Below are 25,469 nucleotides of genomic sequence, written 5' to 3' on the forward strand. Positions count from 1 at the left end.
AACCGATGGACCATCTTCCCCGCTTCACCGCCGCCGCCGTCCAGGCGTCTCCCGTCTACCTCGATGCCGCCGCGACCGTCGACAAGGCGGTGTCCCTCATCCACGAGGCTGCCGGCAACGGCGCCGAACTCGTCGTCTTCCCAGAGGTGTTCGTCCCCGGGTACCCCTACTGGAACTGGACGATGAACCCCGTCCAGGGCTCCCCCTGGTTCGAACGGCTCCAGCGCTCCTCGATCGACGTCCCCGGACCGCACGTCGACACGCTGCGCGCGGCCGCCCGTCAGGCCGGCGTGGTGCTGGTCATCGGCGTCAACGAGCGGGCCGCGCACAGCCTCGGCGTGCTCTACAACACCCTGCTCGTCATCGGCGCCGACGGCGAACTGCTCGGCGTGCACCGCAAGCTGGTGCCCACCTGGGCCGAGAAGCTCACCTGGACCGGCGGCGACGGCAGCTCCTTGAAGGTCCACAAAACGGCCGTTGGCCCGCTCGGGGCGCTGGCCTGCGGGGAGAACACCAACACGCTGGCCCGGTTCACCCTCCTCGCCCAGGGCGAACTGGTGCACACCGCAAGCTACATCGCCCTGCCGGTCGCTCCGGAGGAATACGACATGGCGGACGCGATCGCGGTGCGCACCGCCGCACACAGCTTCGAGGGCAAGGTTTTCTCGGTCGTCGCCTGCTCCACCATCTCCCCGGGGATCGTCGATCTGATCGCCGGAGACGACGCCGAGGTCCGCAAGGTGCTCGCCCGGCCCCGCAGCGCCCTGTCCGGCATCTTCGGCCCCGACGGCCGACCGGTCACCGAACCCCTCGTCGACGACGAGGGCATCGTCTACGCCGACATCGACCTCGCCAAGTGCATCCAGCCCAAGCAGATGCACGACATCGTCGGCCACTACAACCGCTTCGACATCTTCCAGCTCCAGGTCGACAACCGCCCCCGCACCCCCCTGGCCCTCGCGGCCGACGCCTCGGGGGCCCGGGCGGACGGTACTCCCGCCGACACCACCATCCCGAAGGAGGAAGCATGACCCATGACGACGACCGGCTCGGTCGCGCCCGTGTGGCCGACAGCCCCGAACTGCTTTCGTACTACGACGAATTGGCCGAACTCGACGCAGGTGCCCTGTGGACGGTCGCCAACGACATCGAGCCCTGGTACCCGCAGCCCGCGTCCGTCCCCGTGCTCTGGCGCTACGACGAGCTGCGCCCGCTGGTCCGCAAGGCCCTTCCCCTGGTCAAGGCCGACGACGCCGGCCGCCGTGTGGTCATGCTGGTCAACCCCGGCCGCAGGGACGTCAGCGCCGCCGTCGGCCTTCTCTACACGGGCCTGCAGATCATGGGACCGGGGGAGGCAATGACCGCACACCGCCACCAGGCAGCCGCCCTCCGCTTCGTGCACGAGGGCACCGGCGCCTGGACGATCGTCGACGGCCAGAAGCTGAGGGTCGGCCCCGGAGACTTCGCCATCACTCCCAACGGCACCTGGCACGAGCACGGCAACGAGGCCGACGACGCCCCGGTCATCTGGCAGGACGGCCTGGACATCCCCCTGGTCAACGCCTTGGACGCGGGCTTCTACGAAGTCCACCCGGAGCTCTACCAGTCCCCCGGAAAGGTCGTCAACTCCTCGGTCCTCAGCTACGGAGGCAACCTGCTCCCGTACGGCATGGATAAGTGGACCCGCCCCTACTCCCCGGTCTTCGGATACCCGTGGGAACCCACATACCAGGCCCTGCTCAACCTCGCCAAGGCCACAGACGGCTCTCCGTACGACGGCGTCATCATGGAGTACACCAACCCCGTCACCGGCGGATCGGTGATGCCGACCATGGGCGCCCACATGCAGCTGCTGCGCCCCGGCCAGGCCACCCAAGCCCACCGCCACACCGGCTCGGTGATCTACACCGCCGCGAAGGGGCGCGGCTACTCGGTGATCGCGGGCCGCCGCTTCGACTGGAAGCAGGGCGACATCTTCTGCGTCCCCTCCTGGGCCTGGCACGAGCACGCCAACCTCGACCAGAACGAGGATGCCTGCCTCTTCTCGTTCAACGACTTCCCCGTGATGCGCTCCCTCGGTTTCCACCGCGAAGAGGCGTACACCGACAACGGCGGGCAACAGCCCACCGCCTGAACCGCTCCGCCGTACCGGACGCCGCCGGCCCTGACACCGGCACCGGTACGGCGGGGCACCGAGCCGGGTGCGGCCTTCCTGCCCCCGCACCGCCCCGGACCGGGGGCGGTGGTGGAGCGACCTGAGCTCTGCCGCCGCCTCGCCCTCCTCTGCGTCAGCCCTTTTCCCATCACATACAAGGAACGTTCATGCGACTGGTCACCTACACCTTGAACGACTCGCCCGAGCGCCTGGGAGCGCAGGTCGACGACCTCGTCGTGGACCTCGACACCCTGGCCGGTCCGACCGACGTGCAACTGCCCCTGGATCTGAAGTCGTTCATCGAGGAAGGCGCGACCGCTCGGGACGCCGCGCTTCGTCTCCTGGCTGGTGGCCCCGCGGCGTGGCCGGCCGATGCCGTGCACCGGCTCGACGACGTGTCGCTCCGTGCCCCGCTGCGCCCGGGCAAGATCATCGGTGTCGGACTGAACTACGTGGAACACGTCGAGGAGTCCAGCCGCAGCCTCGACACCGACAAGGAGCGGCCCGCCCGCCCCGTGCTCTTCAGCAAGCCCGCCACGGCCGTCACGGGCCCCGGTCAGCCGATCCTGCACAACGCGGACCTGACCACGCAGCTGGACTGGGAGTGCGAACTCGCCGTCGTCATCGGCCGCACCGCCTTCCGGGTGAGCGAGGAAGAGGCGTACGACCACATCTTCGGCTACAGCATCGTCAACGACATCAGTGCCCGCGACCAGCGCCGCTCCGGCCAGTGGTTCTTCTCCAAGGGGCAAGACTCCTATGCGCCCTTCGGACCCGCGGTCGTCACCGCGGACGAGATCCCCGACCCCATGGCTCTGGACCTCTCACTGCGCGTCAACGGCGTCACCAAGCAGAAGTCGAACACCCGGCACATGCTCTTCCCCATCGCCCGCCTCATCGCCGACATCTCCTCCGGCGTCACCCTCGAACCCGGAGACGTCATCGCCACCGGATCGCCCGCGGGTGTCGGAGCCGGCATGGTCCCGCCCGAGTTCCTGCACCCCGGTGACACCGTCGAGGCCACCGTCGAGGGCCTCGGCACCCTCACCAACCCCGTCGTCGACGCCCGCTGAGGAGCGATCATGCCCCGTCCCGTCCACTCCACGCACCGCATCGGCCAGATCGTGCCGAGCTCCAACGTCACCATGGAGACCGAAGTCCCGGCCATCCTGCGAGCCCGGGAATCCATCGCGCCGGAACGCTTTACCTTCCACTCCAGCCGGATGCGCATGACCCATGTGACTCCCGAGCAGCTCAAGGCGATGGACGCCGATTCCGACCGCTGTGCCGTCGAGCTCTCCGACGCGCACGTGGACGTGCTCGGCTACGCCTGTCTCGTCGCCATCATGAGCATGGGCCTCGGCTACCATCGCAGGTCCGAGGAGCGCCTGCACAGGCGGACGGCCGAGAACGGAGCCCCGGCCCCGGTCGTCACCAGCGCCGGAGCCCTCGTCCACGGTCTGAACACACTCGGGGCGAAGAAGATCGCCCTGATCGCCCCGTACATGCGCCCGCTGACGAAGACCGTCGTCGACTACCTCACCCACGAGGGCATCGAGGTGCTCGACTACCACGCCCTGGAGATCCCCGGCAACCTCGACGTCGCCGCGCACGACCCGGCGAGGCTTCCCGGGATCGCCAAGGCCCTGGACCACGCCGACGCCGACGCCGTCGTGCTGTCGGCCTGTGTTCAGATGCCCTCCCTGGGAGCCATCGAGGAAGCCGAGCAGCTCCTCGGCAAGCCCGTCGTCTCCGCGGCCGTGTGTACGGCCCACCAGATGCTGCGCGCCCTGGAGCTTCCGGCGGTGGCCCCCGGAGCAGGCCATCTGCTGTCGGGCGCCTACGCGGAGTGAGGATGACCCGCCGGCCCGTCGCCATGCACCCGGCCGACCGTGAACCGGGCCCGGACGATTCTCCGTCCGCCCGGCTCGGTAGGATCGCGACCGCATGCGACGGAAGGCGATCATGGCGGACAGTCCCCTCAGGCCCAGCTCGTTGATCAACACGGTCTATGGGGCGTTCCTGCGCCGCCTCGGCGGCTGGATCTCCGTCGCCGACCTGATCACCCTGATGTCCGAACTGGACGTCGAGGGCCCGGCGGTGCGGTCGGCGATCTCCCGGCTCAAGAAGAAGGGCGTCCTCGAACCGGAACGCCGCGGTGCCACGGGCTACCGGCTGAGCGAGGCCGCGCAGCCCGTCTTCGACGAGGGTGACCGACGGATCTTCGGGAGCCTGGAACCGGCGAAGCTGAGTGACGGCTGGGCGATGGCCGTCTTCTCCGTACCGGAGTCCGAGCGTGCGTACCGCTACCAGCTGCGCACCCGGCTGACCTGGCTGGGGTTCGGGAACATCGCTCCGGGCGTGTGGCTGGCCCCCGGTCGGCTCCTCGGGGACGCCCGCGAGATGCTGGTCCGGCGCGGGCTGAGCGACTACGTGCATCTGTTCGCTGCGGACTATGCGGCCTTCAGCGACCTGCCCGGGACGGTCAGCTCGTGGTGGGACTTCCCGGCGATCCAGGCGCAGTACGCCACGTTCACCGAGGAGTACGGCCCCGTCGCCGCCGACCTCCCGCGCCGGCGTGACATCGACGGCGGCGAGGCGTTCCGCCACTACATTCCGATGCTCACCCAGTGGCGACGGCTGCCCTACCTCGATCCCGGTCTGCCGAGCGGGCTGCTCCCCGCGGACTGGAACGCTGTCGCCGCACGCCGGATCTTCCAGCAGCTGCACGAGGCACTCGCCCCACCGAGCCTGCTGCACGTCCAGGAGGTCTCCGGCTTGGCAGAGGTCACGCCCGAGTCGTAGCGGCTGCTCCACTTGTCCATTGGGTCCGCTCGTGGCCGGGGTTTCCGGCAGGCTCCGGCAGAACAGAGAGACCGCGTTCCGCCGGAGCCTTCCGGGCCCGGATTCGCTCCCCTCGTCGTCAGAGACCGGACTCCTTGTGCCAGATTCGGCGGGACGCCGAGAGCGGGTCCTCGACGACAGACGGTTCGACGTCCCAGAGACGAGTCGCCGCGTGCTGCGTCGTGAAGGGGGTCCAGCCGGGATCCCCTGAGGCGGCGAAGGAAAGCCAGGAAGCACGGAGCTGCTCCGACAGGCGCGTGAAGTCCTGGGACGGGGCCTTGCCACCGAACAGGAAGCCCGAGAGAGCCCCTCGTGCGTGGCCGAAGGTCGCCGGGATGTCCACGGTGTGACAGGCACCGAGGGCCCCGCCGAAGGCAGGACTGCTCCACGTGAAGTCGTACAGCCACGCCCGCCCGCCCGCCGCGGCGTGTGCCTCGGCCAACCACGTCGCAGGCATCCGGAACAGTGCGTCCGAGAACATGGCGACGTACAGCTGGGAGTCGGTCAGGCCCGGGTGGGCGACGCGGTACTCGGCCGCCGCCTGACGGCCGAGCCCCAACTCCTCCGCGACGACTCCGAGGTCGAGGTCCCTGATCTTCGCCGACTTCGCCGAGGGCTGCGCCAGCCTTCGCGAAGCCCGTTCGCGGAATCCCGCGCGTGCCGTCGCGAGCATCATGGGCACGGCCCTGGCCATCGCGCCGAGTCCGATCTTGACGAGGCCGCGCTCCATGGCGAACAGGGTGAACTCGTCATGCGTGTAACCGGAGACGAGGTCCACGTCACGCGCGCACCCGGAGCGGATGGCCAGCCACGGCTTGTCGACCACGGTGAGGCCGTCGATGACGGGCGAGAACGCGGTGATCGCCTCCGGAGTCGTCCAGTTCGCCGGCTCCGCCCGCATCGCGGGCAGAGCCACGTCCTGTACCGCCAGCAGAGCCTCCGGCGGCACGAAGGCCAGACCGTCGAGACCCACCCCGACCGCTTCCCCCGTCATCACGGCGATCCTCCGGGCCTCCTCCTCGGGCAGGAAGCGCCCGGCCATGCTCTGGACGATGGCGCGGCGGAACAGGCCGCGCGCGGCGGGCGCAGACAGGAGGGCGGCGACGGATGCGCCTCCTCCGGACTCGCCGAAGACCGTTACGTTGTCCGGGGCGCCGCCGAAGGCCGCGATGTTCTCGCGCACCCACGTGAGTGCCGCGGCCTGGTCGAGGAAGCCCCGGTTGGCGGGCGCCCCCGGCACGAACCCGAATCCTTCGAAGCCGACCCGGTAGTTGAAGGTCACCATGACCACGCCGCCCCGGGCGAGCTCCGCGCCGTCGTAGCTGGGATCCCCGGAGTAGCCGGTCTTCCACCCTCCGCCGTAGATCCACACCATGACCGGCAGCCGGTCACCTGCGCCTCCCGGGGTCCATACGTTCACACTCAGGCAGTCCAGGCCGTCCTCCGGTCGCCAGGCAGGGGGCATTCCTGGAGCCAGCGGCAACTGTGGCGGTGCCGAGCTGAAAGACGTGGCCGGGCGGACGCCGTCCCAGGCGGGGACCGGGGCCGGCGCCTGGAACCTCAGAGGGCCGGCCGGTGGGAGGGCGTACGGGATGCCCTTGAAGACCGACAGCCCGTTCTCCGTTGTGCCTTCGATCTTGCCGGTCCGGGTCTCGATGACCATACCCATGGCATTGCTCCTTCTATGTCGAGAGTCTGAGGACCGCGTCGAGCAGGCACGTCCCGCCGACCGCCAGGTCGGCGATCCGGGCATGCCCGTCGGGCGCGTGGATGAGCCGCATGATGTCCGCGTCACCCACGGACTGAAAGAATCCGACAGCCTTCGTGTCGGGGAAGGTGCGGGCGACGACGCACTCAGCTGGACGCGATCGATGAGCAGGCTGCTCGCACGGGCCCAGGTGCGTTCCTCCAGCAGGCGCTCGATCGCCTCCGCGCCCGGGTACAGGTCCGCCACGGTGCTCGGCATCCGGCGCGAGGTCGGATGCGGCACCGACTCCGGAGCGAACGTGCGCAAGCGGAGCAGGGCCTCGGCGAGCGTGGAGACCGCCGAAATCGCCAGCGGGACGAAGGGGTGGACGACTCCACCCGTCGGACCTCCGCTCATCACGTCGGTGTGGCTCGACGGCATGAGCGGAGGCTTCCGCCCCGACCCGGACAGCCGGGCGACTGGGTTGGCCCGTCCCGGCCCGGACTTTAGGACGGTGTCCGCGATGCCCGCGCGGGGCTGCTCGTGGGTGAGGCAGCGCGCGACGGCGATCTCGCCGCCCGACGGGTTCGAGGCGTCCAGGTGGATCAGAGCCGAGAGGCGGCCGACCAGACGGGGTTCCTGGTCGGCCCAGGAGAAGGGGAGCGGCAGCTGCTCGGGTGAGGTGAACATCAAGAGCTCCGCAACTCCAACGGCACGAACACGGAATGTTACACGTGTAACTATTCTGGTTTCTGTCTAGCACACGTGAGTGGTTCGCGCCAGATCCAGCGTCCCGCTCTGCGGAACGTCCGGAGGTTGACGGGTGGGGCTACGGCGCTGCCGGAAGGTGCAGGCGTCGCCAGTAGCCCGCGAGGTCGTCGACGGCGGTGGTGACCGAGTCGAGGGCCATCGTGGTGCGGGAATCCCGGTCGTAGCGGTCCCAGCGCGGCATGGGGCCGTGGTTGGGGTTGCCGGTGCGGATGAACGAGATCCAGGAGGAGTGCATGGTCGCGGCGAGACCGTCACGGACCCGGGTGTTGAGCCCTGTCAGGAACGGGGCCTGTGACCACTTGTCGAAGTTGTCGAAGACGAAGGGCAATTCCAGGCAGTGTGCGGCCGCGAGCTGCCCGCCGTGGGCAGGCGTCGGGAGATCGAACTGATACGCCCAGACCGGCCGGCCGCGAGCTGCCCGCCGTTCGGCGAGCGCCAGAGCGGGCATACGGAACAGGTCGTCGGTGATCAGATCCATGAGCACGTCCACCGGCCGGGCGCCCGGCCGGGCCTCCTGGTACGCGGCGTACGCCTGGACCGCCCGGTTCCCGAAGGTGTCCCGGACTCTTGCGAGCACCTGGTCCGTGGTCGCGGACGCGTACTGCTCGTTGAGAGCGAAGGCGAAGTTCGCCTCCTCCCTGGTCCAGCCGATCAGGACATCGATGTCCGCACCGGCGCGGCTGAGCAGCAGCTCGGCGGGGTCGCGGTCCAGTGTGACCTCGTCGAGAACCGGCAGGAACGGCGTCGACCAGTATCCCCACCGTGCGGTGCGGCCGAACATCTCGAAGGTAGCGGCGATCAGGCGGGGCCAGGGCACGGCCCGGAGTTCCGCCACGTTCTTCGCGTCGAGGATGTCCAGGAACGCGGCGGTGCGCTGAAGGGACTCGGTGCGGGTGGGGATCTTTAGCCCCAGTGGCGGGCTCTGTAGGATGGCGCGCCGGAACAGCGGGCGCCCCTTGGGCCGGGCCCCGGCCAGGGCCGCGACCGACAGCGCGCCGCCGGACTGGCCGGCAACGGTGATGTCCTCCGGGTCGCCGCCGAACGCGGCGATGTTGTCCCGTACCCACCGCAGGGCGGCGAGCTGGTCGGTGAGCCAGAAGTTCCCGCCGGCGCCCTCCTCGCCGAAGTAGAGGTATCCCAGCGGCCCGAGTCGGTAGTTGATGGTGACGACGACGATGTCGCCATTGCGCGCGAAGGTCTCGCCGGAGTAGATGGGCAGGGATCCGGATCCGGAGACGAAGCCGCCGCCGTGGATCCACACCATTACCGGTCGCTTGGCGTCGCCGGTGCCGGGCGTCCAGACGTTGAGCGTGAGACAGTTCTCGTCGAAGGGGGGTGCGCCATGTGTCCCGAGCACCTGGTCGCCTCCTTCCCGGTAGGGCTGCGGTGCGCTCGGCCCGAAGACGGTCGCGTCGCGGGTTCCCTGCCAGCCGGGGTGGGGTTGGGCCGGCCGCCATCGGAGCGCCCCGATCGGCGGGGCCGCGTAGGGCACACCCTTGAAGACGGTGAGGCCGTCCTCTGTGCTTCCGCGCAGTCCGCCCGTGGGCAGGTCCACGACGGGTGAGGGTTCGTCGGTGCGCGGGGCGGCCTGTGCCGGTCGCCCACCGGACAGGCCGGAGAGCAGCGTGGAGCCGGCCAGCACCCCGCCGTTCTTGAGGAGCTTGCGTCGCGATGGTTCGTCGGTCATGGTGCTTCACTCCCTGGCCGGGCAAGCGCCCGGACACTCAGATGCTATTGCGTTAAATTGACGATGGTTAGTGTTTCGGCACGCATGGGGGTGGAGTCAAGAGGGAAGAGTGTGGGCGACTCGCAACCTCTCGATATCTTGACGATCGTTATGAATGCACGATAGACACGTGTCACTTCTGATGCCCCTCAACTGGCGACCAGGCCCCCTTGGCGGCCGGGCTTCTCTCGCCCAGGGCTCTTCAAGCACTCCCATCAGCAACATCCGTCCCTCCAGGGCTGGTTGACAACGTACGGAGTTTCCATGACAGGTCGTTTTCGTCCCGCTGGTCTGATCGCCGTGGCGGTGGCCCTCTCACTGGTCACGGCATGTGGAGGCGCCAGCCTCGGGTCCGACGGTGACAAGCGGGGCGGGCCCGTGAAGATCGGGCTCCTCGTCCCGCGGTCGGGGATCTACAAGGCCCTGGGTGACGACATGAAGCAGGGCTTCGAGCTCTACGTCGCACAGCACGGCGGCCGACTCGGTGGGCGCGAGGTGGAGATCGTGGTCGCGGACGAGGGGGAGACGGCCGACTCGGGCAAGGCCGCGGCGGAGAAGCTGGTCAAGCAGGACCGGGTCCTGGCGGTGAGCGGAGTGGTGAGCTCGGCAACGATCAACGGGGTCAAGGACCTGTTCGAGACCAGCAAGGTCCCGCTCGTCGGCTCGAACGCCTCGCCGACGACGCTGACCGGGACCACGTACATCTGGCGCACCTCGTACATCAACGACGAACCCGGCAAGGCGCTCGGCAAGTACGTGGCGGAGAAGGCCGGTGGCCCCGTTTTCCTGATCGCCGCGGGTTACCAGGCGGGCAAGGACGAGGTGGAGGGCTTCAAGTCCACCCTCCTTCCGGCCGGCGGCACGGTTGCGGGGGAGGAGGTCTACACGCCGTTCCCCGGGACCAAGAACTTCCAGCCGTACCTCGCACAGATCGAGAGGTCCGGAGCGAAGGCCGTCTTCTGCTTCTACGCCGGCGGTGCGGCCGTCGACTTCGTCAAGCAGTACCGGGACTTCGGACTGGCCGGCAAGATCCCGCTCTACGCGCCCGGCTTCCTCACCGAGGGCGGCGTGCTCAAGGGACAGGGAGAGGCAGCCGACGGCATCCTCACCGCACTCAACTACAGCGCGGACCTCGACAACGTCACCAACAAGCGGTTCGCCCCGGCATACGCGTCCGCCTACGGGTCGGCTCCGACCACCTACGCGATGGCGTCATGGGACGCGGCGCAGGTGCTGGACAAGGCGATCAAGGAGGCCGGTTCCACGGTGACCCCGGAAACGGTCAACGCCGCCATAGCCAAGGTGGGGGACATCGACAGCCCGCGCGGAACCTGGCGGTTCAACAGCGGCGGTACGCCGATCCAGCCCTGGTACCTGCGTGAGGTCAAGCAGGGCGCCAACACCGTCCGCTCCGAGCTCGGCCGGCTGGGCGGCTGACGTGACCGGATGGTTGGACGGCAACTTCGTCAGCATCATCGACGGAGTCGCCTTCGGTCTGCTGCTGTTCACGATCGCGGTCGGCCTCTCCCTGGTCTTCGGGATGATGGACGTGCTCAACCTCGCGCACGGCACGCTCTACCTGGCAGGGGCCTACGTGGCCTACGTCCTGTCCGACGGGAGCCTGGGGGGCCTGCTCCTCGCGCTGGCCGCCGGTGTTCTGGTGGGTGCCTCGGGCGGAGCAGCGCTCACGTTCCTCACCCAGCCGCTGGCCCGGCGCGGACACCTGGACCAAGCCGTGCTCACGCTCGGTATCACCTTCATCGGCGCTGACCTCCTTGCCGCGGTCTTCGGCGGCGAGGTGCTGCCCACTGACCCGCCGACATCACTGCGCGGGACGGTGGGCCTCTTCGGCCACGCCTATCCTGTCTACCGGCTGGTGTTCATCGGAGTGGCGGCCGGTCTCGCGCTCGTCGTGCACCTGGTCTTCGAACGCAGCTCGCTCGGGGCACTGGTGCGGGCGACCGTTGCCGACCGGGACATGGTCCGTGCGCTGGGCGTCGACATCCGTAAGGTGCTCTACGGGGTCTTCGCGTTCGGCGCGGCCCTGGCCACGGTCGGTGGTGTCCTCGGGGCGCCGATCCTGGGCCCCGGGCCCGGCGTGGACGAGACCGTGCTCGTGCTCTCGCTCGTCGTCGTGGTGGTCGGCGGTCTCGGATCCGTGCGCGGTGCACTCGTCGGCGCGCTCCTGATCGGCCAGGTGCAGACACTCGGAGTGGCGCTGCTCCCGGAGTACGCTCCCTTCCTGCTGTTCGGCGCCATGCTGGCCGTGCTCGCCGTCCGCCCGTCCGGCCTGGTCTCGTCGGCGGTGCGCGCATGAGCCCGTCCGGATGTTCCCGGTCCTCCGCACGGAGACTGTCGGAGACCGTCGGCGTCGTCGGGCTCGTGGCGGCTCCGTTCGTCCTGGGCCCGTATGCCATCGGTACGCTGTCGCGGATCCTGGTGTTCGGCCTCCTCGCCCTGAGCGTGAACCTGCTCACCGGCCTGACCGGACTGCCGACCCTCGGCCAGTCGGCGTACTTCGGCGTCGGTGCCTTTGCGGCGGCGAACGTGGCGACGCGGCTGACCGACGTCGGTATCCTCCAACTCCTCATCGCCGCAGGCGTCGCCGCGCTGGTGGCCGTGCCGACGGGATGGCTGGCGGTGAGGGCCCGGGGCGTGGTGTTCCTGATGCTGACGCTGGCCATCGGCGAGATCGCCCACAGCGCTGCAGTCAACGGGAAGTCGCTGACGAACGGCACCGACGGCATATCCGGCATCCCGCCCGTCGTGCCGTTGCCCGGCATGCCCGCGCTGGAGCTCGACGGGCTGGTCTACTTCTACGTTCTGGTGGTGTTCCTGCTGCTCTTCGCTGCGGTCTCCCGCCTGGGCTCGACGCCGTTCGCTCTTGCCCTGCGCGGAATCCGCGACAACGAGTCCCGGATGCGGGCGATCGGATATCCCACCCGGCGCTACGCCCTGACGGTCTACTGCGGCGCAGGGGCACTGGCCGGTATCGCCGGGGCCCTCTGGGTGTCGGTGCAGCGGTTCGTCTCGCCTGCCGACGCGGGATTCGAGATTGCCGCCCTGGCGTTGCTGGCCGTCGTCATCGGCGGCTCCGGATCGATGTGGGGGGCTTGCGCCGGCGCCGCGCTCATCTGGCTCACGCGTGACTACCTCGGAAACCTCGAAGCCGTCGCCGGACGCGGTCCACTGCTGCTCGGACTGTTGTTCGTCATCGCCGTCTACGCACTGCCCCGCGGGTTGGCCGGCGTACGGCTCCCGTCCAAACTGACCCGGAAGAGGACGGCGTGACAGATCTCGGTCTCCTGGAACTGCGCCACGTATCGAAGGACTTCGGGTCCTTCAGGGCCGTGGACGACGTCTGCCTCACGGTGCGGGCTGGGGCGCGACACGCGATCATCGGTCCGAACGGGGCGGGAAAGTCGACCCTGTTCGGCCTGATCTCCGGAACGCTGGCGGCCAGTGCCGGACGCATCGTCGTCGACGGGCAGGAGATGACCCGGCTGCCGGTGGACCGCCGGGTCGGACTCGGTGTCGCGGCGACCTTCCAGCACTCCAGTCTGTTCCTCCGTGAGACGGTGCTGGAGAACGTCCTGCTCGCCGTGTTGTCCCGGCCCGGTGCGGGGCTCGGTGGCTGGCGGAAGGTGAGTGCCCGGACCGCGGCGATCGGGCGGGCGCACGCACTGCTCGAGCGAGTCGGTCTGCCCACCCGGCACGACGCCCTGGCGGCGGCCCTCTCGCACGGCGAACGGCGGCAGTTGGAGGTCGCCGTGGCACTGGCCACCGAACCCCGACTGCTGCTGCTGGACGAGCCGGCTGCCGGAATGTCTCCGGCTGAGACGGCACGGCTCACAGAACTGCTCGCCGCCCTGTCCGGCGACGTGACCGTGCTCCTGATCGAGCACGACCTCGACATGGTCTTCGAGCTGGCCGACACGGTGACGGTCATGCACCTCGGCAGACATCTGAAGACGGGGTCGCCTGGCGAGGTGCGGGCCTCCGTCGAGGTCCAGAGCGCCTACCTCGGCACCGTGGGGGTGACCTCGTGAAGCCGTTCCTCAGCGTGCGCGGCCTGCGCTCCGGTTACGCCGGGGGTGTTGTCCTGGACGGTATCGACCTCGACCTCGAAGAGGGAGGGATCGTGGCCGTGCTCGGGCGCAACGGGGTTGGGAAGACCACCCTCGTCTCGACCGTCATGGGACTCGTCCGACCGTACGGAGGCAGCGTCGCCCTCGACGGCAGGGAGATCGCCGGGGCCCGCGTCGACGTGATAGCCCGGGCCGGGGTGGGAATCGTTCCGCAGGGACGTCGTGTCTTCGCTCCGCTGACCGTGGCCGAGCACCTGGCGATCGCTTCCCGGCGCCCGGTGCGGGGCCCGTGGACGAGGGACCGCGTCCTCGACCTGTTGCCCCGCTTGGGGGAGCGGCTCGGGCATCGCGGCAACCAGCTCTCCGGCGGAGAGCAGCAGATGCTCGCGATCGCCCGGGCCCTGCTGGGCAATCCACGCCTGCTGCTGCTCGACGAACCGTCCGACGGTCTGGCTCCCGCGATCGTCGCCCACGTGGGCGAGGCGATCCGTGAGGTGGGCGTGCAGGGGATGTCGGTCCTCCTCGTCGAGCAGAACTTGGGGCTCGCCCTGTCCGTGGCCCGGAACGTGGCGGTCATGCAGAAGGGCCGTATCGTCCATCAAACGGCCTGTGCGGAATTCGCCTCCCGTCCCGAGGACCGGCGGCGTCTGCTGGGCGTCGACTGACCGGCCGACCGGATCGCGACGGCATCGCCTGGTGGTTGTCGGTGTGCGGCCCTGGTCGACACGAAGTTACACGTGTAACATCCAGACGTGCGCATTGCACGGACACATGCTGATCACAGGAGGTCCCGGATATGACGCAACCCTCGGTCGCCGAGCTGGACGCGGGCTGGCCGCCCCCGCCGTTCATGCAGCCCGTTCCACCCCTGGTCGGTTCCGACGGTGTGCGCCGCTTCGACGGCGTGACCTATGCGGCCACGTACGGCTACCGGCCCCGCCTCCTCGACGTACAGGTTCCGGCAGCAGGGGGACCCGTTCCCGCCGTCGTCTGGGTCCACGGCGGCGGGTGGCTGGAGGGTGACCGCCGCTACCCGCCGCCGACCGTTCCGGTCGGCCTGCTGCACGACACCGTGCTGGGCGCCGGCCTCGCACTCGTGTGCATCGACTACCGCCACAGCCTTGAGGCGCCGTTCCCGGCTCAGCTGCACGACGTCAAGGCCGCGATCCGTTACGTACGCCGGTACGCCGACACGTTCGGGATAGACAAGGACCGCATCGGCGTCTGGGGAGAGTCGGCCGGCGGTCACCTGGCGGCTCTCGCGGGACTCGTCCGCGCGGACGATCACGGTGCGGAGCTGGAAGGCGAGGAAGGCGTGCGCGACGAGGACAGCGGTGTTCGCGCCGTCGTCGACTGGTACGGGGTCTCCGAGATCGGCTCGCTGCTCTCGCAGCCTCTCCCGCCCACTCCGCCGGGCGCGGGGGAGTACCCCAATCCCTTCGAAGCACTGCTGGGCGGCACTGCTGAGGAGTGGCCCGCCCGAGCGCGCGTCGCCAGCCCCCTCACCTACGCCGAGCCCGCGGGCCCCACTCCGCCTCCTTTCCTCCTCATCCACGGAACCGAAGACCGCCTGGTGCCCTACTCCCAGAGCGAAGTAATGGCCGGAGCGCTCGAGGCGGCCGACGGGGACGTGACCCTGCGCCCCGTCGAGGGAGCCGACCACATCTTCCTGGGCGCGCCCGACGTGACGCCGATCGTCAGGCAGAGCGTCTCCTTCCTCGCGCGGCACCTGGGCAACTGATCCGCCCGAGCGGGGCGCCCCGTGGCGCCCCGCCTCTCCTCCTCCCGCCTCGCCCCCCATCCGCAACACACGGCCGACGGCTCGCCGCGACCGCGAGAGGTATCCCATGACCGGCATCCCAACCACCGATCCCGACAGTCCGGCACTCTCCCGCCGCCGGCCTGCTTCCGCACCTGTTCCCGCCTCGCGGACCGTCCCCGTCGTCGCAGCGCTCGTGTCAGGAACGATCTTCCTGCTGTCCGCCGCGGTGCTGGTCGTCCTGGTGCTCAACCACCCCGAGCGACCCCTCTTCCAAGGCATGGACGACCAGTGGCTGCGGTGGATGGGTGGCCCGCACGACGGGGTCTACGCCGCCGTGGCCGCGGTGCTCAACTGGCTCGGCGGCCCGCTGGGCGTCGTGGTTCCGCTCGGCATCGTCGTGTTCCTCGCCGCACGCAGGCGCTGGCGGTCGTTGGCCTTCCTGCTGACCACCTACCTCGTCGGCAACGTCCTGGTCGTCCAGGCCCTCAAGCACCTCGTCGACCGGCCCCGGCCGGCCGACCCACTGGTCCGGGTGGACCACGGCTCCTTCCCCTCCGGACACGCGGCCGGGATGGCGCTTCTCGTGGTGCTCGTGGGAGCGCTCTTCGTCCCGGCGGCCCGCAGGCGGATGTGGTGGCTCTTCGGAAGCCTTCTCGTCCTGGCGATGATGTGGAGCCGCACGTGGCTCCACGCCCACTGGCTCAGCGACACCTTCGCCGGCGCCGTGGCAGGCGCCGGCACCGGTCTCGTCCTGTGGTCGTTCTTCGCCCGGCTGCTCGAGCGGGAACGACGGCTTCACGAGGACTGACGCCGCACCAGCACGGGCTCGACACCGGGCACGTCCGGGGCCGTACCGCTCTCGATGAGGTCGTGCAGGGCAGCCGCGATCCGGGCGGGTGCGGGGAGGTCCAACCGGATCGTCGTCAGTGCGGGGTGTTGCAGTGCCGACAGGACGAGGTCGTCCGCTCCGACGACGGCGACCTCCTCGGGGACGGAGATGCCCTTCTCCCGCAGCGCGTGCATAAGCAGGGCGGCGTACTCGTCGTTGTACGCGAACACCGCGTCGAGGCCGCGTCCGGGCCAGCTTTCGGCGAGTTTGGTGGCCGACTCCAGCGAGTACGCCATCTCCACCGCCGTCACGCTCGCGGCGGTGCGCGAGGCCACGTCTCGCGCACCCGCGAGCCGTGGCTCGGCGAAGGCCGTGAGGCCGCGCTCCTGCGGCATGACGACGCCCACCGTGCGCCGTCCGTGCGCGACGAGGTGCTCCATGGCGACAGCACCGATGCGCGCGTGGTCGAAGGCGATGGTCTGCACGCTCTCCACGGGTCGGCCCGCGAAGGTGACCAGGGCGCGCACTCCCGCCCGACGGAGGACCTCTGCCCCCTTCGGTGTCAGGCTCCCGCCGTCGATGGCGAGGACCGCGGCCGGCCGCAGCTCCGCCCAGGCGCGCGCCGCCGTGACCGGGTCGGGGAACCGCCCCGCGTGCATCACCGTCGTGTAGCCGTACTGCTCGAGCTCGCTCTGCAGGTTGTCGATCCAGACGCTGACCAGACGGCCGATCGCGGAGACGGACGCAGGCATCAGCACGAGGTTGTTCCGTCCCGCCCGCAGCGAGCGCGCGGCGGCATGGGGCACGTAACCCAACTGGTCGGCCGCGGCCAGGACCCTGGCCCGGGTCGTGTCACTGACCCGGTGGACCTGGGTGTTGTTGAGGACGAACGACACCGTGGCGCGGGACACCCCCGCCAGACGCGCCACATCCGCGCTGGTGACAGCGGTCTGCGCAGCCGACTCCTTGGCCATGACACCCTTTCTCTACGCGTACCGGTTCCCCGGCGCACCGTGTTCAGGTTACACGCGTTATCGGCGCCGAGGTGGCGGGCGTCCTCCAGCACGCCTGAGACGCCCCCACAGGAGCGTCCCAGAACAAGGATGTGGCGCCCGGTCCTCACTCGGCTCGCGGTGTGAGCACCAGGCCGTGGCCGTAGGCGTAGACGGGATCTGTCGAGTCGTTCGGGACGTCCTCGTGGCCTGCGGCGATCGCTGCCATCGAGCTCGGCAGCTCGAACGGCAGGCGGCCTTCGGCGAGAGCACGACCGAAGAGGACGTTCAGGAGCGCGGTGTCCGAGGCGCCGAAATTCGCGACGAGGGCCGCCGCCTCCGCGGCTATCTCCGGGACGACCGCGGGGCGGTCGAGGAAGATATCGAAGACGGTGGGCACCGCCTCGGCCGTCCGCAGCAGCGGCTCGAGTTCCTCCTCGGTGAAGTCGAGCCGGCCGGCGCGGAAGTAGCTCTCCAGCCCCTCGGTGCGTTCGTCGTAGGGAGTGGAGAGCCGTATCAGCGCGACATCGGCCTCTTCGGGCGTGTTAACGACGGTCGTGTACTGCGAGGCAACCTCGTGGTCGACGCCCTGGATGTACAGGCGGGTGCCGGGCGGCAGCGGCAGCAGCGGCGTGGTCGCGCCGGCGGGACGGTCCTTGAGGACTGTGACGGCACGGCTCTGGGCGGCGAGCCCCTCTGCTCGGAACTCAGGGCTCCCGCACACGCGCGCGGCGGCGTCCGGGGCGACGTACGGATCGTCGAACAGGCCCAGGACGAACTTCTCCCGAAGCAGCCGGGCCACCGACCGGTCGAGACGCTCCGCCGTGATCCGCCCACTGCGGACGAGCTCCACGACGAGTTCGGGCGCCGATTCACCGCCGAACTGGTCAGCTCCGGCGTCGAGGACGCGTTCCACCCGGGTGAGCCGGTCCAGGTGCTCGACTCCCCAGGCGCGTGCGGGGAAGGGCGAGCCGAAGATCCGGGTGTCGGTGATCAGCCCCCAGTCGGTGCAGACGACGCCGTCGAAGCCGTACTTGTCGCGGAGGAGGCCCGTGATGATGCCCTTGTTGAAGCCGAAGCCGACCTCCTCGTGGGGAGTGTCGACCGGCATGGCGTAGTACGGCATGATCTGCGAGGTCCCCGCGGCGAAGGCGGCCTCGAAGGGGATCAGGTGGGAGTCGAAGTTGCCGCCCGGGTAGACCTGCTCGCGGCCGTACGCGAAGTGGGCATCCTCGCCGTTCAGTTGTGGACCGGCTCCGGGGAAGTGCTTGGTCATGGCGGCCACACTGGTCGGGCCGAGGGCCTCTCCCTGGAGGCCCTTGACGGAGGCGGCGACCATGCGGGCGGCCACCTGGGCATCGGACCCGAAGGTTCCCCCGACGCGTGCCCAGCGTGGCTCCGTGGCGAGGTCGGCCATGGGGTGCAGGGCCAGGCGGATGCCCACGGCGAGGTACTCGCGGCGGACGATGTCGGCGTGCCGGTGGGTGAGGGAGTCGTCGCCGATGGCGGCGAGGCCCGGCGGCTCCGGCCACAGGGAGAAACCCTCGGTGTGTGCGCTCGCTCCCGGGTTGTCCAGGAAGCCATGCCGTGGGTCGGTGGAGATCGTCACGGGGATGCCGAGGCGGGTGGTGGCGGCCAGGTCCTGCAGGCGGTTGTTCCATTCGGCCATGCGTCGAGGTGCGGCGGTGCCGAAGAGGTTGAAGTGGTTCATGAGCTTGCCCGTGACCATGGTGCTGGTGGAGGCGCGCATCGGGTCGTCGTCGGCTGCCCCGGGCTCCGGCTCGACGAGCGAGCCGTCCGGGTCGATGCCGATCATGGTGTGGAACAGCAGGCCGGCCTTCTCCTCCAGCGTCATCCGCTGGGTGAGGTCGGCGACGCGTTCCGACACGGACAGGGTCGGGTTCTCGTACGGCTCCATGATTCCGTTGCCGTTCAGGTCGCGGAAGACCGTGCCGTCGGGAGCCTGGAGAGTGCGTGGTCGGGCGGGCGCGTCATGGGACACGGATTACTCCATTTCGTCGAAGGGGAGAGCCGTCGTCGACGGGTAACCGGTCCCGAGTGGTGTCGTGCACGCACTCGGGACCGGAGGGGCCGTTACCCCCTCCGCCTCGACCCCATCGCATGTTACACGTGTAATATGATGGGGCTAGATTCGCATCTGCGAGAACCTGCTCTCGCGCGGTCCGGGCGGGAGCGTCCGGGGCTCGACGGGGGTTGCGAGGTGCATGCGGCTCCGCCGCTGTGTGGGGGTGGCTACTCCCACAGGCGGTCCGTAGCGGCGCGCCGAGCCTCCTCCTTGAGTGTGGGGGCGAAGGCGCGCCACAGCAGCAGCGTGACTCCCGCCCCCGCAGCCGCGCCGGCCACCGTGTCGGAGAGCCACTGGGCGTGTAGCCAGGTGCGGCTCCACATCGTGGCCGCGACGACGACGGCCGAGAAGGCCCACCACGCCTTGCGTGCGACAGAGGGGAAGAGCGTCACGCCGGCGGCCAGTACGAGCGTGGTGATGGTGAAGACCTGGCCGGACGGGAAGGAGCCACCGCTGACCAGGACCCACGGCTCCGGAGGTCGAGGGCGGTCGACGAGCTGCTTGAGGGGCAGTATCACGATGATGTTGGCGCCGACGGCGGTGCTGAAGAAGAAGAGGGCCGATCTCCATCGCCCGTAAATGGCGAGGCATCCGGCGACGGTCAGGGGGACGACGAGGCCGAGCGGCCCGCCCAGCGTGTCCAGGGCGTCGGCGAGGGTGGCGGCTCCGCCGTGATGTGAGCCCCGCATGCGGTGCATCCAGAGGTCGTCGACGCTCTGGAGGTAGGGCGCGCCGCCGGAGGCGGCGATGCCGACCGTGAGGGCGAACAGTAGGCACAGCGTGCCGGCGAGGAGCGCCCCGCGCGGGGGTGCGGCCGGCATCGGGTGGAGGGGGAGCGCAGCGGGTGGCGGAGACGGCTCTGTGGCCGGTGTGGGATGCGGCATCTGGACCTTTCGTGGTGTTGGGAGACCGGGGAGCGAGGCTCCGGTTTCCTGAGAGGCGCCCCGTCGGCCGGGCTGGCGGCGGCGATGTGTGGCCTGGCGGCGAAGATGAGGGCTGCTCGGCGACGGAAGCTCGGGTGGAGACGTCCCTTGGGGAGGAGTATCCGAGCGCTTTCGGCCAAGGGTGGCGCATTCATGACGATCAACGCAAGGGTGACCGATCAGTAGCTACACGAGTAACCAATGTGGTCTCGAAATTGCATAGAACCCTTTTCGTGGGCGGTGTTCTGGTGCTACACAGGGATTCATTCACGAAGTAACTCGTGTAACTTTCGGCCCGCTCCCGCGAGGTCCACGGACGCCACCCCTCACTGGCGGCGGTCTCCCTCTCTCCCGATCTCGCTCGTCCCCCCGAGGAGTCGACATGATCCCCGCCCACCGTCATCACGGCGCCATTCGCGCGCCCCGCGTCGCCACCCGGCGGTCATCATGAACACCGAAGACATCCAGCCCCAGGTACCGGAGACACCCGGGGTGGCGGAAGCCCCGGTGCAGTCCCGTCAGCGCGGGCTCATGCTGCTCCTCCTCGTCGCCAACTCCGCGATGATGGCCGTCTACATGGGCGTCGGCTCGATCCTGCTGCCCACCCAGATCGCGGCTATCGATCCGGCCCACAAGGTGGCCCTCCTGGGTGTGATCGGTGGCGCCAGTTCCATCTTCGCCACCGCCTTCAATCCCATCGCCGGTGCCCTGTCGGACCGTAGTGGCCGACGGAATCCGTGGATCCTCGGGGGTGCGCTGGCCGCCCTCGCGGGACTGGTCTTCCTGGCAAACGTGCAGACGGCCGTCCTCGTGGGTATCGGTTGGTGTCTGGTCCAGGCCACGATGAACGTCTACCAGGCCGCCGTGACGGCCATCGTTCCCGACCGCATCCCCGTGGCCCGCAGGGGAACCGCCTCCGCACTAGTCGGACTGGCACTTCCCGTCGGCGGCACGATCGGCGTGCTGATCGCTTCCAGCACCGCCGAGCGGCTCGCCACGGGCTACCTGGTGCTCGGCCTTGTCGCCGCGGGCGCCGCGCTTCTCCTCGCCACGTTCTGCCGTGACGTTCCACGGCGCGAGCCCGCCGCGGCAGCCCCGTCCGTGCCCCGCCGTGAGCGGATCGCGGCCTTTCTGTCCGCGCTGGCCGACCATGACTTCCGGTGGGCGTTCATCGGCAGGGCGTTGATGGTGCTCGGCTACTTCTCCGTCGTCGGCTACCAGCTGTACATCCTGGGCGACCACATCATTCTGCCCGCGGATCTGACCCCACCGGCCGCGATGGCGGTTCTCACACCGGTGTCGATGGCGGCCATGGCCCTGTCCACAGTCGTCGGAGGTCTGCTGTCGGACCGTTGGAACCGCCGCAAGGTCTTCGTCGGGGTCTCGGCCGCGCTGGCCGGATTGGTCATGGCGGTTCCCGTGGTCAGCCCGACGTGGACTGGCATGATCGTCTTCAGTGCACTGAACGGTCTGGCGTTCGGCTGCTTCATGGCAGTCGACACCGCCGTCGTGACTCTGGTGCTGCCCAAGGCCGAGGACGCCGCCCGGGACATGGGCGTGCTGAACATCGCCAATGCCGGCCCGCAGATCATCGCACCGTTCGTCGCCTCCGCCGTGGTCACGGCCCTTGGCGGCTACACCCCGCTGTTCCTCTTCGGCGGAGCGCTCTCCCTCCTCGGAGCCCTGGCGATCCTGCCGATCCGCGGCGTGCGCTGAGCGCTGCGGTCCGGGGTCTTCCCGGCGGGCGGACGTCGGGGGACGTACGCCCGCCGGTTCGGCCCGCTGCGGCAGTTCACGCTCGCCAACTCCAACCATCCGAACCACACGGTCCAGACCCGGGAGCTGCACACCTACCTGCGCTGGCGCAACGCCAACGCCCGCCACCCCGACGTCCTGGCCGCCCAGCGCCGGGAACGCGCCCGCAGCCAGAAGGGGATCCGTTGGGGCGGCAGACCGGCTGCTGCGGCCTGATCGAGTCTCCCGGCATCCTTCTCGGCGCAGCCTGTAACCGCGGCAAGTGTGTGGACGTGCTGGGCCTCCGTGAGGACACCGTCTCGGCCTGGACCGGTGGTCGTCTTGCGCCCCTCACCCAGTCCGGGGCCGCGATGGCTGCCGCACACGCCGTCGGCATCGCGGCCCCGGCCAACCATGGGGACGCGAAGATCAAGAGCATGGCCACGAAGAACGCGGTGAGGGACCTGCCCAGCGACGTGCCCAACGCGCTGCTCTGCAAAGGCGCCGAGTAGAGGTTGGTCCGGCGTGCGATGGAACGGGCCGGTCAGGCTGCGGGGCCCAGGAGGTGGTTGCCGGGCGCGGCCGGGTCCGTGCTGAGGTAGAACTCGACGATCGCGGCCCGGTACTCGGCGAAGCTGATCACTCCGTTGCCGTCGCGGTCCACGAGGTGGAAGGCGGCGGTGGAGACGTCCCTGTCGACGCCGAGGGTGTCGTAGAGGCGGACGTACTCCTGAAGGCTCAGTACACCGTCCTGGTCGGTGTCGACGGCGCTCATGACGGCGTCCGCGATGGCCATGACCGCCGGTTCGAAGTGCGCCTCGGTGGTGACGGTGTCCTCCATGACAGTGACGAACTCTTCACGGGAGACTTGCCCGTCGCCGTCGGTGTCGCCGTGCTTGACCAGGAGCTGCCACCACTGGTCGAACGCCGTGTGGATGGCACCGATATTGGTGTGGTCTTCCTCGCGGGCCGCACGGGAGAACACCCCGGCGGTGGCCGCGAAGTCGCTCTGGGTCAGCTGCCCGTCACGGTCCTGGTCGAACCAGTCGAACATGGTGGAGAATTTCCGGCTCGTCACGGCACTCGGCATGGGGGGCTTCCTAGGATGTCCGGGGCCGCCCTCTACGCGGGGCGACAGTGCCACGCACGCTAGGCGCCCCGCCGCCGACCCCTCCGGCGAACGGTGCCCGTTCCATCCTGACGGATGACGAGCGGCACGTACGATCGGACAGTTTCTCGAAAGCGGCACCCACGTGAGTGTGTGCCATCACTCGGCCTTCGATGCCACTTGCTCACTCCTCACCAGCACAGGACCTGTGTCGGGGCAGTGTGTTGACTGGAGCACACCGACGGGCTGATGCGCGATTCCTTCCCGTTTGTCGTGCTGCTGTGTTCGGACAAGGCAGAGCCGTGCGCACGGTGAGGCGCATGTTCCGTCTGCTGGCGGGCGCGGCGGAGTGCCACTCGGTGTTCACCAACCAGATTTCCCTGCCCCCACAGCCGCGGACCCGTCACCGGTGTGCTCCACACCTTCCGCACGCTGGTGTTCGGAAGACGCCCGCGCCGAACGCTCCCGGCTGCGGCCTCCGGACGGCGGGTGAGCGCGTGTTCGTACCCCGGTGGCGAGGTCGGGTCGGCGCCCTGCGGCTCACCATGGCGGCGGGCCGCAGGACATCCCGGGCGCGGCCGTCAGTTGGTGCTGCGGTAGGCGATGTGGAGGGTGTCCCCGCTGCCGCCGGCCAGCGCGGGCCCCGACATGGTCGCCGCCTCCGGGACCCGCTGGCCGAAGCCGGTCCAGGAGGTGCCGTTGAAGGAGTTGAGAGCGATCTCTGATTCCAGGGTGCGCACCGCGCAGTACAGGACGCCGCCGCGGACGGTCAGGGCCGGGGAGCTGTCGGTGATCCCGCCGAGGTTGGTCGCGGCGGACCAGGTGCTGCCGTTGTGGCACGTGACGTAGGTCTTGCCGTCCATGCCGACGGCGGCGAGGTAGAGGTTGCCCTGGTGTTCGGCGAGGGCCGGGGCGTGGGGGGTCTTGAAGTCGGGGACCATCTCGAAGTTGGCCCAGGTGGTGCCGTTGAGAGCGGAGACGTACACGCCCGCGTCGGTCTCGCGGCCGCGGGTCGCGCAGAACAGGCGTCCCCCGCGGCTGGCCAGGGCGGGTGCCGCGGAGCTGCGGCCGGGGAGCTTGGCGGCGTTGCCCCAGGAGCTGCCCTCGTAGGGGGTGACGTACAGATTGCCCTCGTCGCCGCAGGTGGCCAGGTAGAGCTTGCCTCCGTGTTCGGCCAGGGCCGGGGTGGTGCGGGAGACGTGGTTGGGGACCTGGGTGTAGCCGCCCCAGGCGGTGCCGTTGAACCTGCCGACCCAGGTGTTGTCGTCCATGCCGCGCTGCGCGACATGGAGGTTGCCGCCGACGACCGCGAGCGCGGGCTCGGAGTCGGTGGCGCCGCGCAGCCGGGTGATAGAGCCCCACTGGCCGCCTGCCGGAGAGAGGACCTTGAGGTCGCCGGGGTTGTCGGCGGGGGGCGGGTTGCCGATCCACTTGAGCTGCAGGCGGTGGCGGCCTTCGGCGTCGCCGCCGTTGAAGACCCAGCCGGTCGAGCCGGCCCCGCCCTCGGTCACCAGCTTGCGCAGCGCGTCCTGGCTGAAGACCAGGGTGCGCTCCTGGATCAGGTCGTCGTCGTTGCGGAACAGGTCGATCAGCCAGGCCACGATGCGGGCGACGATCGCAGTGATCGTGACGTAGTCGAGGAAATCGCCGTACTGGGGCGCGAAGAAGCCGTAGATCTCCATGACATCGACGAACTTCAGCAGTTCGGTGCTGATGACCCGCAGCTTGTCGCGCAGCTGGCGCTGCCATTCCGCGCCGCCGTCGTCCTCCTCCCAGCACGAGATGTTGCACACCAAGGTGGTGTTCACCCGGCCGTAGTAGAGCGTGGTGTTCTGGTCGAAGTTGTGCCACTCTCCCTTGTCGACGTTGGTGAACACCCGGCTGAGGAGCTCCTGGCGGGCACCGAATGCCCCCGCGGAGCTGACCCCCCAGTAGATCTCGTCGGACGCCGACCACTCGTTTGACTCGTCTTCACACAAGAACGCGTACATGTCCACCCGGCCGATGAACGAGGCAGCCACGCCCGGGTCGTCGGCGGGCGGGGCCTGGGAGGCGGTGACGAACGTGGCCCCGTAGCCGTAGGCGGCCTGGCCCGCGATGAACTCCGCGCTGTCCCAGGACTCCTGGCCCGGCTCCGCCTTGTCGAGGTCGACGATGTTGATGTTCGCCTGCGCGAGCACCTCCTCACGCAGCGCGGGCAGGTCCTTGACGAGGTCGGCCGCCGCATAGCCCTGCTCCAGGGTGCGGGAGGTGAGGACCTCGGGGAACACGGAGGCCGTGCTGCGCGCGGCACTCTCCTCCCGGTACAGTCGCCCGAAGTCGCGGACCTCCTCCTCAGGCAACAGCAGCCGCAGCGGAGCCACCATCCGCGCCTCGAAGTCGGTTAGCTCCAGCCCGGCCTCCAGCCGGGCTGCCGCATGCAGCATCACCCCCAGCAGCAGGTTCGACCCCGGCGACGGCTGCGTACGCTGCCCGGCCCGCGTGCCCACCACCGGCTCGCTCCGCAACTGCCCCCGCACCCGCTCCAGCCGCTCGGCCGGCGTGGTCCCGAATTCGACGGATTCCATGAACACTCCCTACCTTCGACACGCACAGCCCACGCAAGAGATACGGCCGCGCCCATGGATCCTTTCGCTGCACGACACAAAGCGACAGATTGTTTACAGTCAGCGATCTTTCGTCTGTCCGGCACGCCGCGCATCCCACTGCGGACAGCACCGCCAAGACCATCACCTGGGAGAGACTCGCGGCCATCCCGCTCGGG

General features: G+C 69.5%; 21 protein-coding genes and 1 pseudogene. 15 read left to right on the plus strand and 7 right to left on the minus strand.

All coding sequences use genetic code 11. The features are described 5' to 3' along the window. Positions 1-5: 5 nt before the first annotated feature. The 5 genes from ACFW22_RS15635 to ACFW22_RS15655 all read left to right on the plus strand — a co-directional run bounded on the left by ACFW22_RS15635 (position 6) and on the right by ACFW22_RS15655 (position 4,960). On the plus strand, positions 6-1,031 hold the full coding sequence (locus ACFW22_RS15635) for a carbon-nitrogen hydrolase family protein (protein ID WP_384878806.1): 1,026 nt from the start codon (positions 6-8) through the stop codon (positions 1,029-1,031). Next, positions 1,028-2,134, plus strand: a complete 1,107-nt coding sequence (locus tag ACFW22_RS15640; RefSeq protein WP_384878804.1) for a cupin domain-containing protein — start codon at positions 1,028-1,030, stop codon at positions 2,132-2,134. The genes ACFW22_RS15635 and ACFW22_RS15640 overlap by 4 nt, the downstream gene beginning before the upstream one ends. A gap of 188 nt (positions 2,135-2,322) precedes the next feature. Beyond that, positions 2,323-3,228 (plus strand): fumarylacetoacetate hydrolase family protein, encoded by a 906-nt coding sequence (locus ACFW22_RS15645; protein WP_384878802.1) that lies wholly within the window; start codon positions 2,323-2,325, stop codon positions 3,226-3,228. Between the two features lie 9 nt (positions 3,229-3,237). Then, entirely contained in the window at positions 3,238-4,008 is a 771-nt protein-coding gene (locus ACFW22_RS15650; protein WP_384878800.1) for an Asp/Glu racemase, read from the plus strand. Between the two features lie 112 nt (positions 4,009-4,120). Further along, a complete protein-coding gene (locus ACFW22_RS15655) occupies positions 4,121-4,960 on the plus strand; it encodes a PaaX family transcriptional regulator C-terminal domain-containing protein (protein WP_384878797.1) in 840 nt (279 codons plus the stop codon). 118 nt (positions 4,961-5,078) lie between these two features. Here ACFW22_RS15655 and ACFW22_RS15660 read toward each other — a convergent pair whose 3' ends face one another. Both ACFW22_RS15660 and ACFW22_RS15665 read right to left on the minus strand, forming a co-directional pair. Continuing rightward, the gene (locus ACFW22_RS15660; protein WP_384878794.1) at positions 5,079-7,376 is read right to left on the minus strand and encodes a carboxylesterase family protein; all 2,298 of its coding nucleotides are present in this window, start codon (positions 7,374-7,376) and stop codon (positions 5,079-5,081) included. A 139-nt stretch (positions 7,377-7,515) separates the two neighbouring features. Beyond that, entirely contained in the window at positions 7,516-9,144 is a 1,629-nt protein-coding gene (locus ACFW22_RS15665) for a carboxylesterase/lipase family protein (protein WP_384878792.1), read from the minus strand. A gap of 303 nt (positions 9,145-9,447) precedes the next feature. Between ACFW22_RS15665 and ACFW22_RS15670 the strand changes: the two genes are divergently transcribed. From ACFW22_RS15670 to ACFW22_RS15700, 7 genes are all read left to right on the plus strand, one after another. Further along, positions 9,448-10,620, plus strand: a complete 1,173-nt coding sequence (locus tag ACFW22_RS15670; RefSeq protein WP_384878790.1) for an ABC transporter substrate-binding protein — start codon at positions 9,448-9,450, stop codon at positions 10,618-10,620. A gap of 1 nt (position 10,621) precedes the next feature. Further along, positions 10,622-11,500 carry a branched-chain amino acid ABC transporter permease gene (locus ACFW22_RS15675; RefSeq protein WP_384878787.1) on the plus strand — a complete coding sequence of 293 codons (879 nt, stop codon included), beginning with the start codon at positions 10,622-10,624 and terminating at the stop codon, positions 11,498-11,500. Continuing rightward, positions 11,497-12,474 carry a branched-chain amino acid ABC transporter permease gene (locus tag ACFW22_RS15680; RefSeq protein ID WP_384878785.1) on the plus strand — a complete coding sequence of 326 codons (978 nt, stop codon included), beginning with the start codon at positions 11,497-11,499 and terminating at the stop codon, positions 12,472-12,474. Before ACFW22_RS15675 ends, ACFW22_RS15680 begins: the two co-directional genes overlap by 4 nt. Continuing rightward, positions 12,471-13,232, plus strand: coding sequence for an ABC transporter ATP-binding protein (locus tag ACFW22_RS15685; RefSeq protein WP_384878782.1), 762 nt, complete (start codon positions 12,471-12,473; stop codon positions 13,230-13,232). Before ACFW22_RS15680 ends, ACFW22_RS15685 begins: the two co-directional genes overlap by 4 nt. Beyond that, a complete protein-coding gene (locus ACFW22_RS15690; RefSeq protein WP_384878779.1) occupies positions 13,229-13,936 on the plus strand; it encodes an ABC transporter ATP-binding protein in 708 nt (235 codons plus the stop codon). Before ACFW22_RS15685 ends, ACFW22_RS15690 begins: the two co-directional genes overlap by 4 nt. Positions 13,937-14,067: 131 nt before the next feature. Next, entirely contained in the window at positions 14,068-15,012 is a 945-nt protein-coding gene (locus ACFW22_RS15695) for an alpha/beta fold hydrolase (RefSeq protein WP_384878776.1), read from the plus strand. Between the two features lie 106 nt (positions 15,013-15,118). Further along, the gene (locus ACFW22_RS15700) at positions 15,119-15,841 is read left to right on the plus strand and encodes a phosphatase PAP2 family protein (protein ID WP_384878773.1); all 723 of its coding nucleotides are present in this window, start codon (positions 15,119-15,121) and stop codon (positions 15,839-15,841) included. Here the strand turns inward: ACFW22_RS15700 and ACFW22_RS15705 are convergent. The 3 genes from ACFW22_RS15705 to ACFW22_RS15715 all read right to left on the minus strand — a co-directional run bounded on the left by ACFW22_RS15705 (position 15,829) and on the right by ACFW22_RS15715 (position 19,761). Further along, entirely contained in the window at positions 15,829-16,836 is a 1,008-nt protein-coding gene (locus ACFW22_RS15705) for a LacI family DNA-binding transcriptional regulator (protein WP_384878770.1), read from the minus strand. The two genes, ACFW22_RS15700 and ACFW22_RS15705, sit on opposite strands and share 13 nt — an antisense overlap. Before the next feature lie 145 nt (positions 16,837-16,981). Continuing rightward, positions 16,982-18,856 carry a glycoside hydrolase family 3 protein gene (locus ACFW22_RS15710; RefSeq protein WP_384878767.1) on the minus strand — a complete coding sequence of 625 codons (1,875 nt, stop codon included), beginning with the start codon at positions 18,854-18,856 and terminating at the stop codon, positions 16,982-16,984. Positions 18,857-19,107: 251 nt separating this feature from the next. Then, on the minus strand, positions 19,108-19,761 hold the full coding sequence (locus tag ACFW22_RS15715; protein ID WP_384878765.1) for a phosphatase PAP2 family protein: 654 nt from the start codon (positions 19,759-19,761) through the stop codon (positions 19,108-19,110). Positions 19,762-20,310: 549 nt separating this feature from the next. Here ACFW22_RS15715 and ACFW22_RS15720 point away from each other — a divergent pair. The 3 genes and pseudogenes from ACFW22_RS15720 to ACFW22_RS15730 all read left to right on the plus strand — a co-directional run bounded on the left by ACFW22_RS15720 (position 20,311) and on the right by ACFW22_RS15730 (position 22,109). Beyond that, positions 20,311-21,579, plus strand: a complete 1,269-nt coding sequence (locus ACFW22_RS15720) for an MFS transporter (protein ID WP_384878762.1) — start codon at positions 20,311-20,313, stop codon at positions 21,577-21,579. Between the two features lie 57 nt (positions 21,580-21,636). Next, positions 21,637-21,834 (plus strand): annotated as a pseudogene (locus ACFW22_RS15725) (IS630 family transposase); the annotation flags it as partial. Beyond that, entirely contained in the window at positions 21,804-22,109 is a 306-nt protein-coding gene (locus ACFW22_RS15730) for a hypothetical protein (protein WP_386403773.1), read from the plus strand. The pseudogene ACFW22_RS15725 and the gene ACFW22_RS15730, both read left to right, overlap by 31 nt. Positions 22,110-22,141: 32 nt before the next feature. Here the strand turns inward: ACFW22_RS15730 and ACFW22_RS15735 are convergent, their stop codons facing one another. Both ACFW22_RS15735 and ACFW22_RS15740 read right to left on the minus strand, forming a co-directional pair. Beyond that, entirely contained in the window at positions 22,142-22,675 is a 534-nt protein-coding gene (locus ACFW22_RS15735) for an EF-hand domain-containing protein (RefSeq protein WP_386403776.1), read from the minus strand. 611 nt (positions 22,676-23,286) lie between these two features. Continuing rightward, positions 23,287-25,272 carry a hypothetical protein gene (locus ACFW22_RS15740; protein ID WP_384878755.1) on the minus strand — a complete coding sequence of 662 codons (1,986 nt, stop codon included), beginning with the start codon at positions 25,270-25,272 and terminating at the stop codon, positions 23,287-23,289. Positions 25,273-25,469 lie beyond the last annotated feature (197 nt).

The organism is Streptomyces sp. NPDC058872 (genome assembly GCF_042743065.1).
GTDB lineage: Bacteria > Actinomycetota > Actinomycetes > Streptomycetales > Streptomycetaceae > Streptomyces.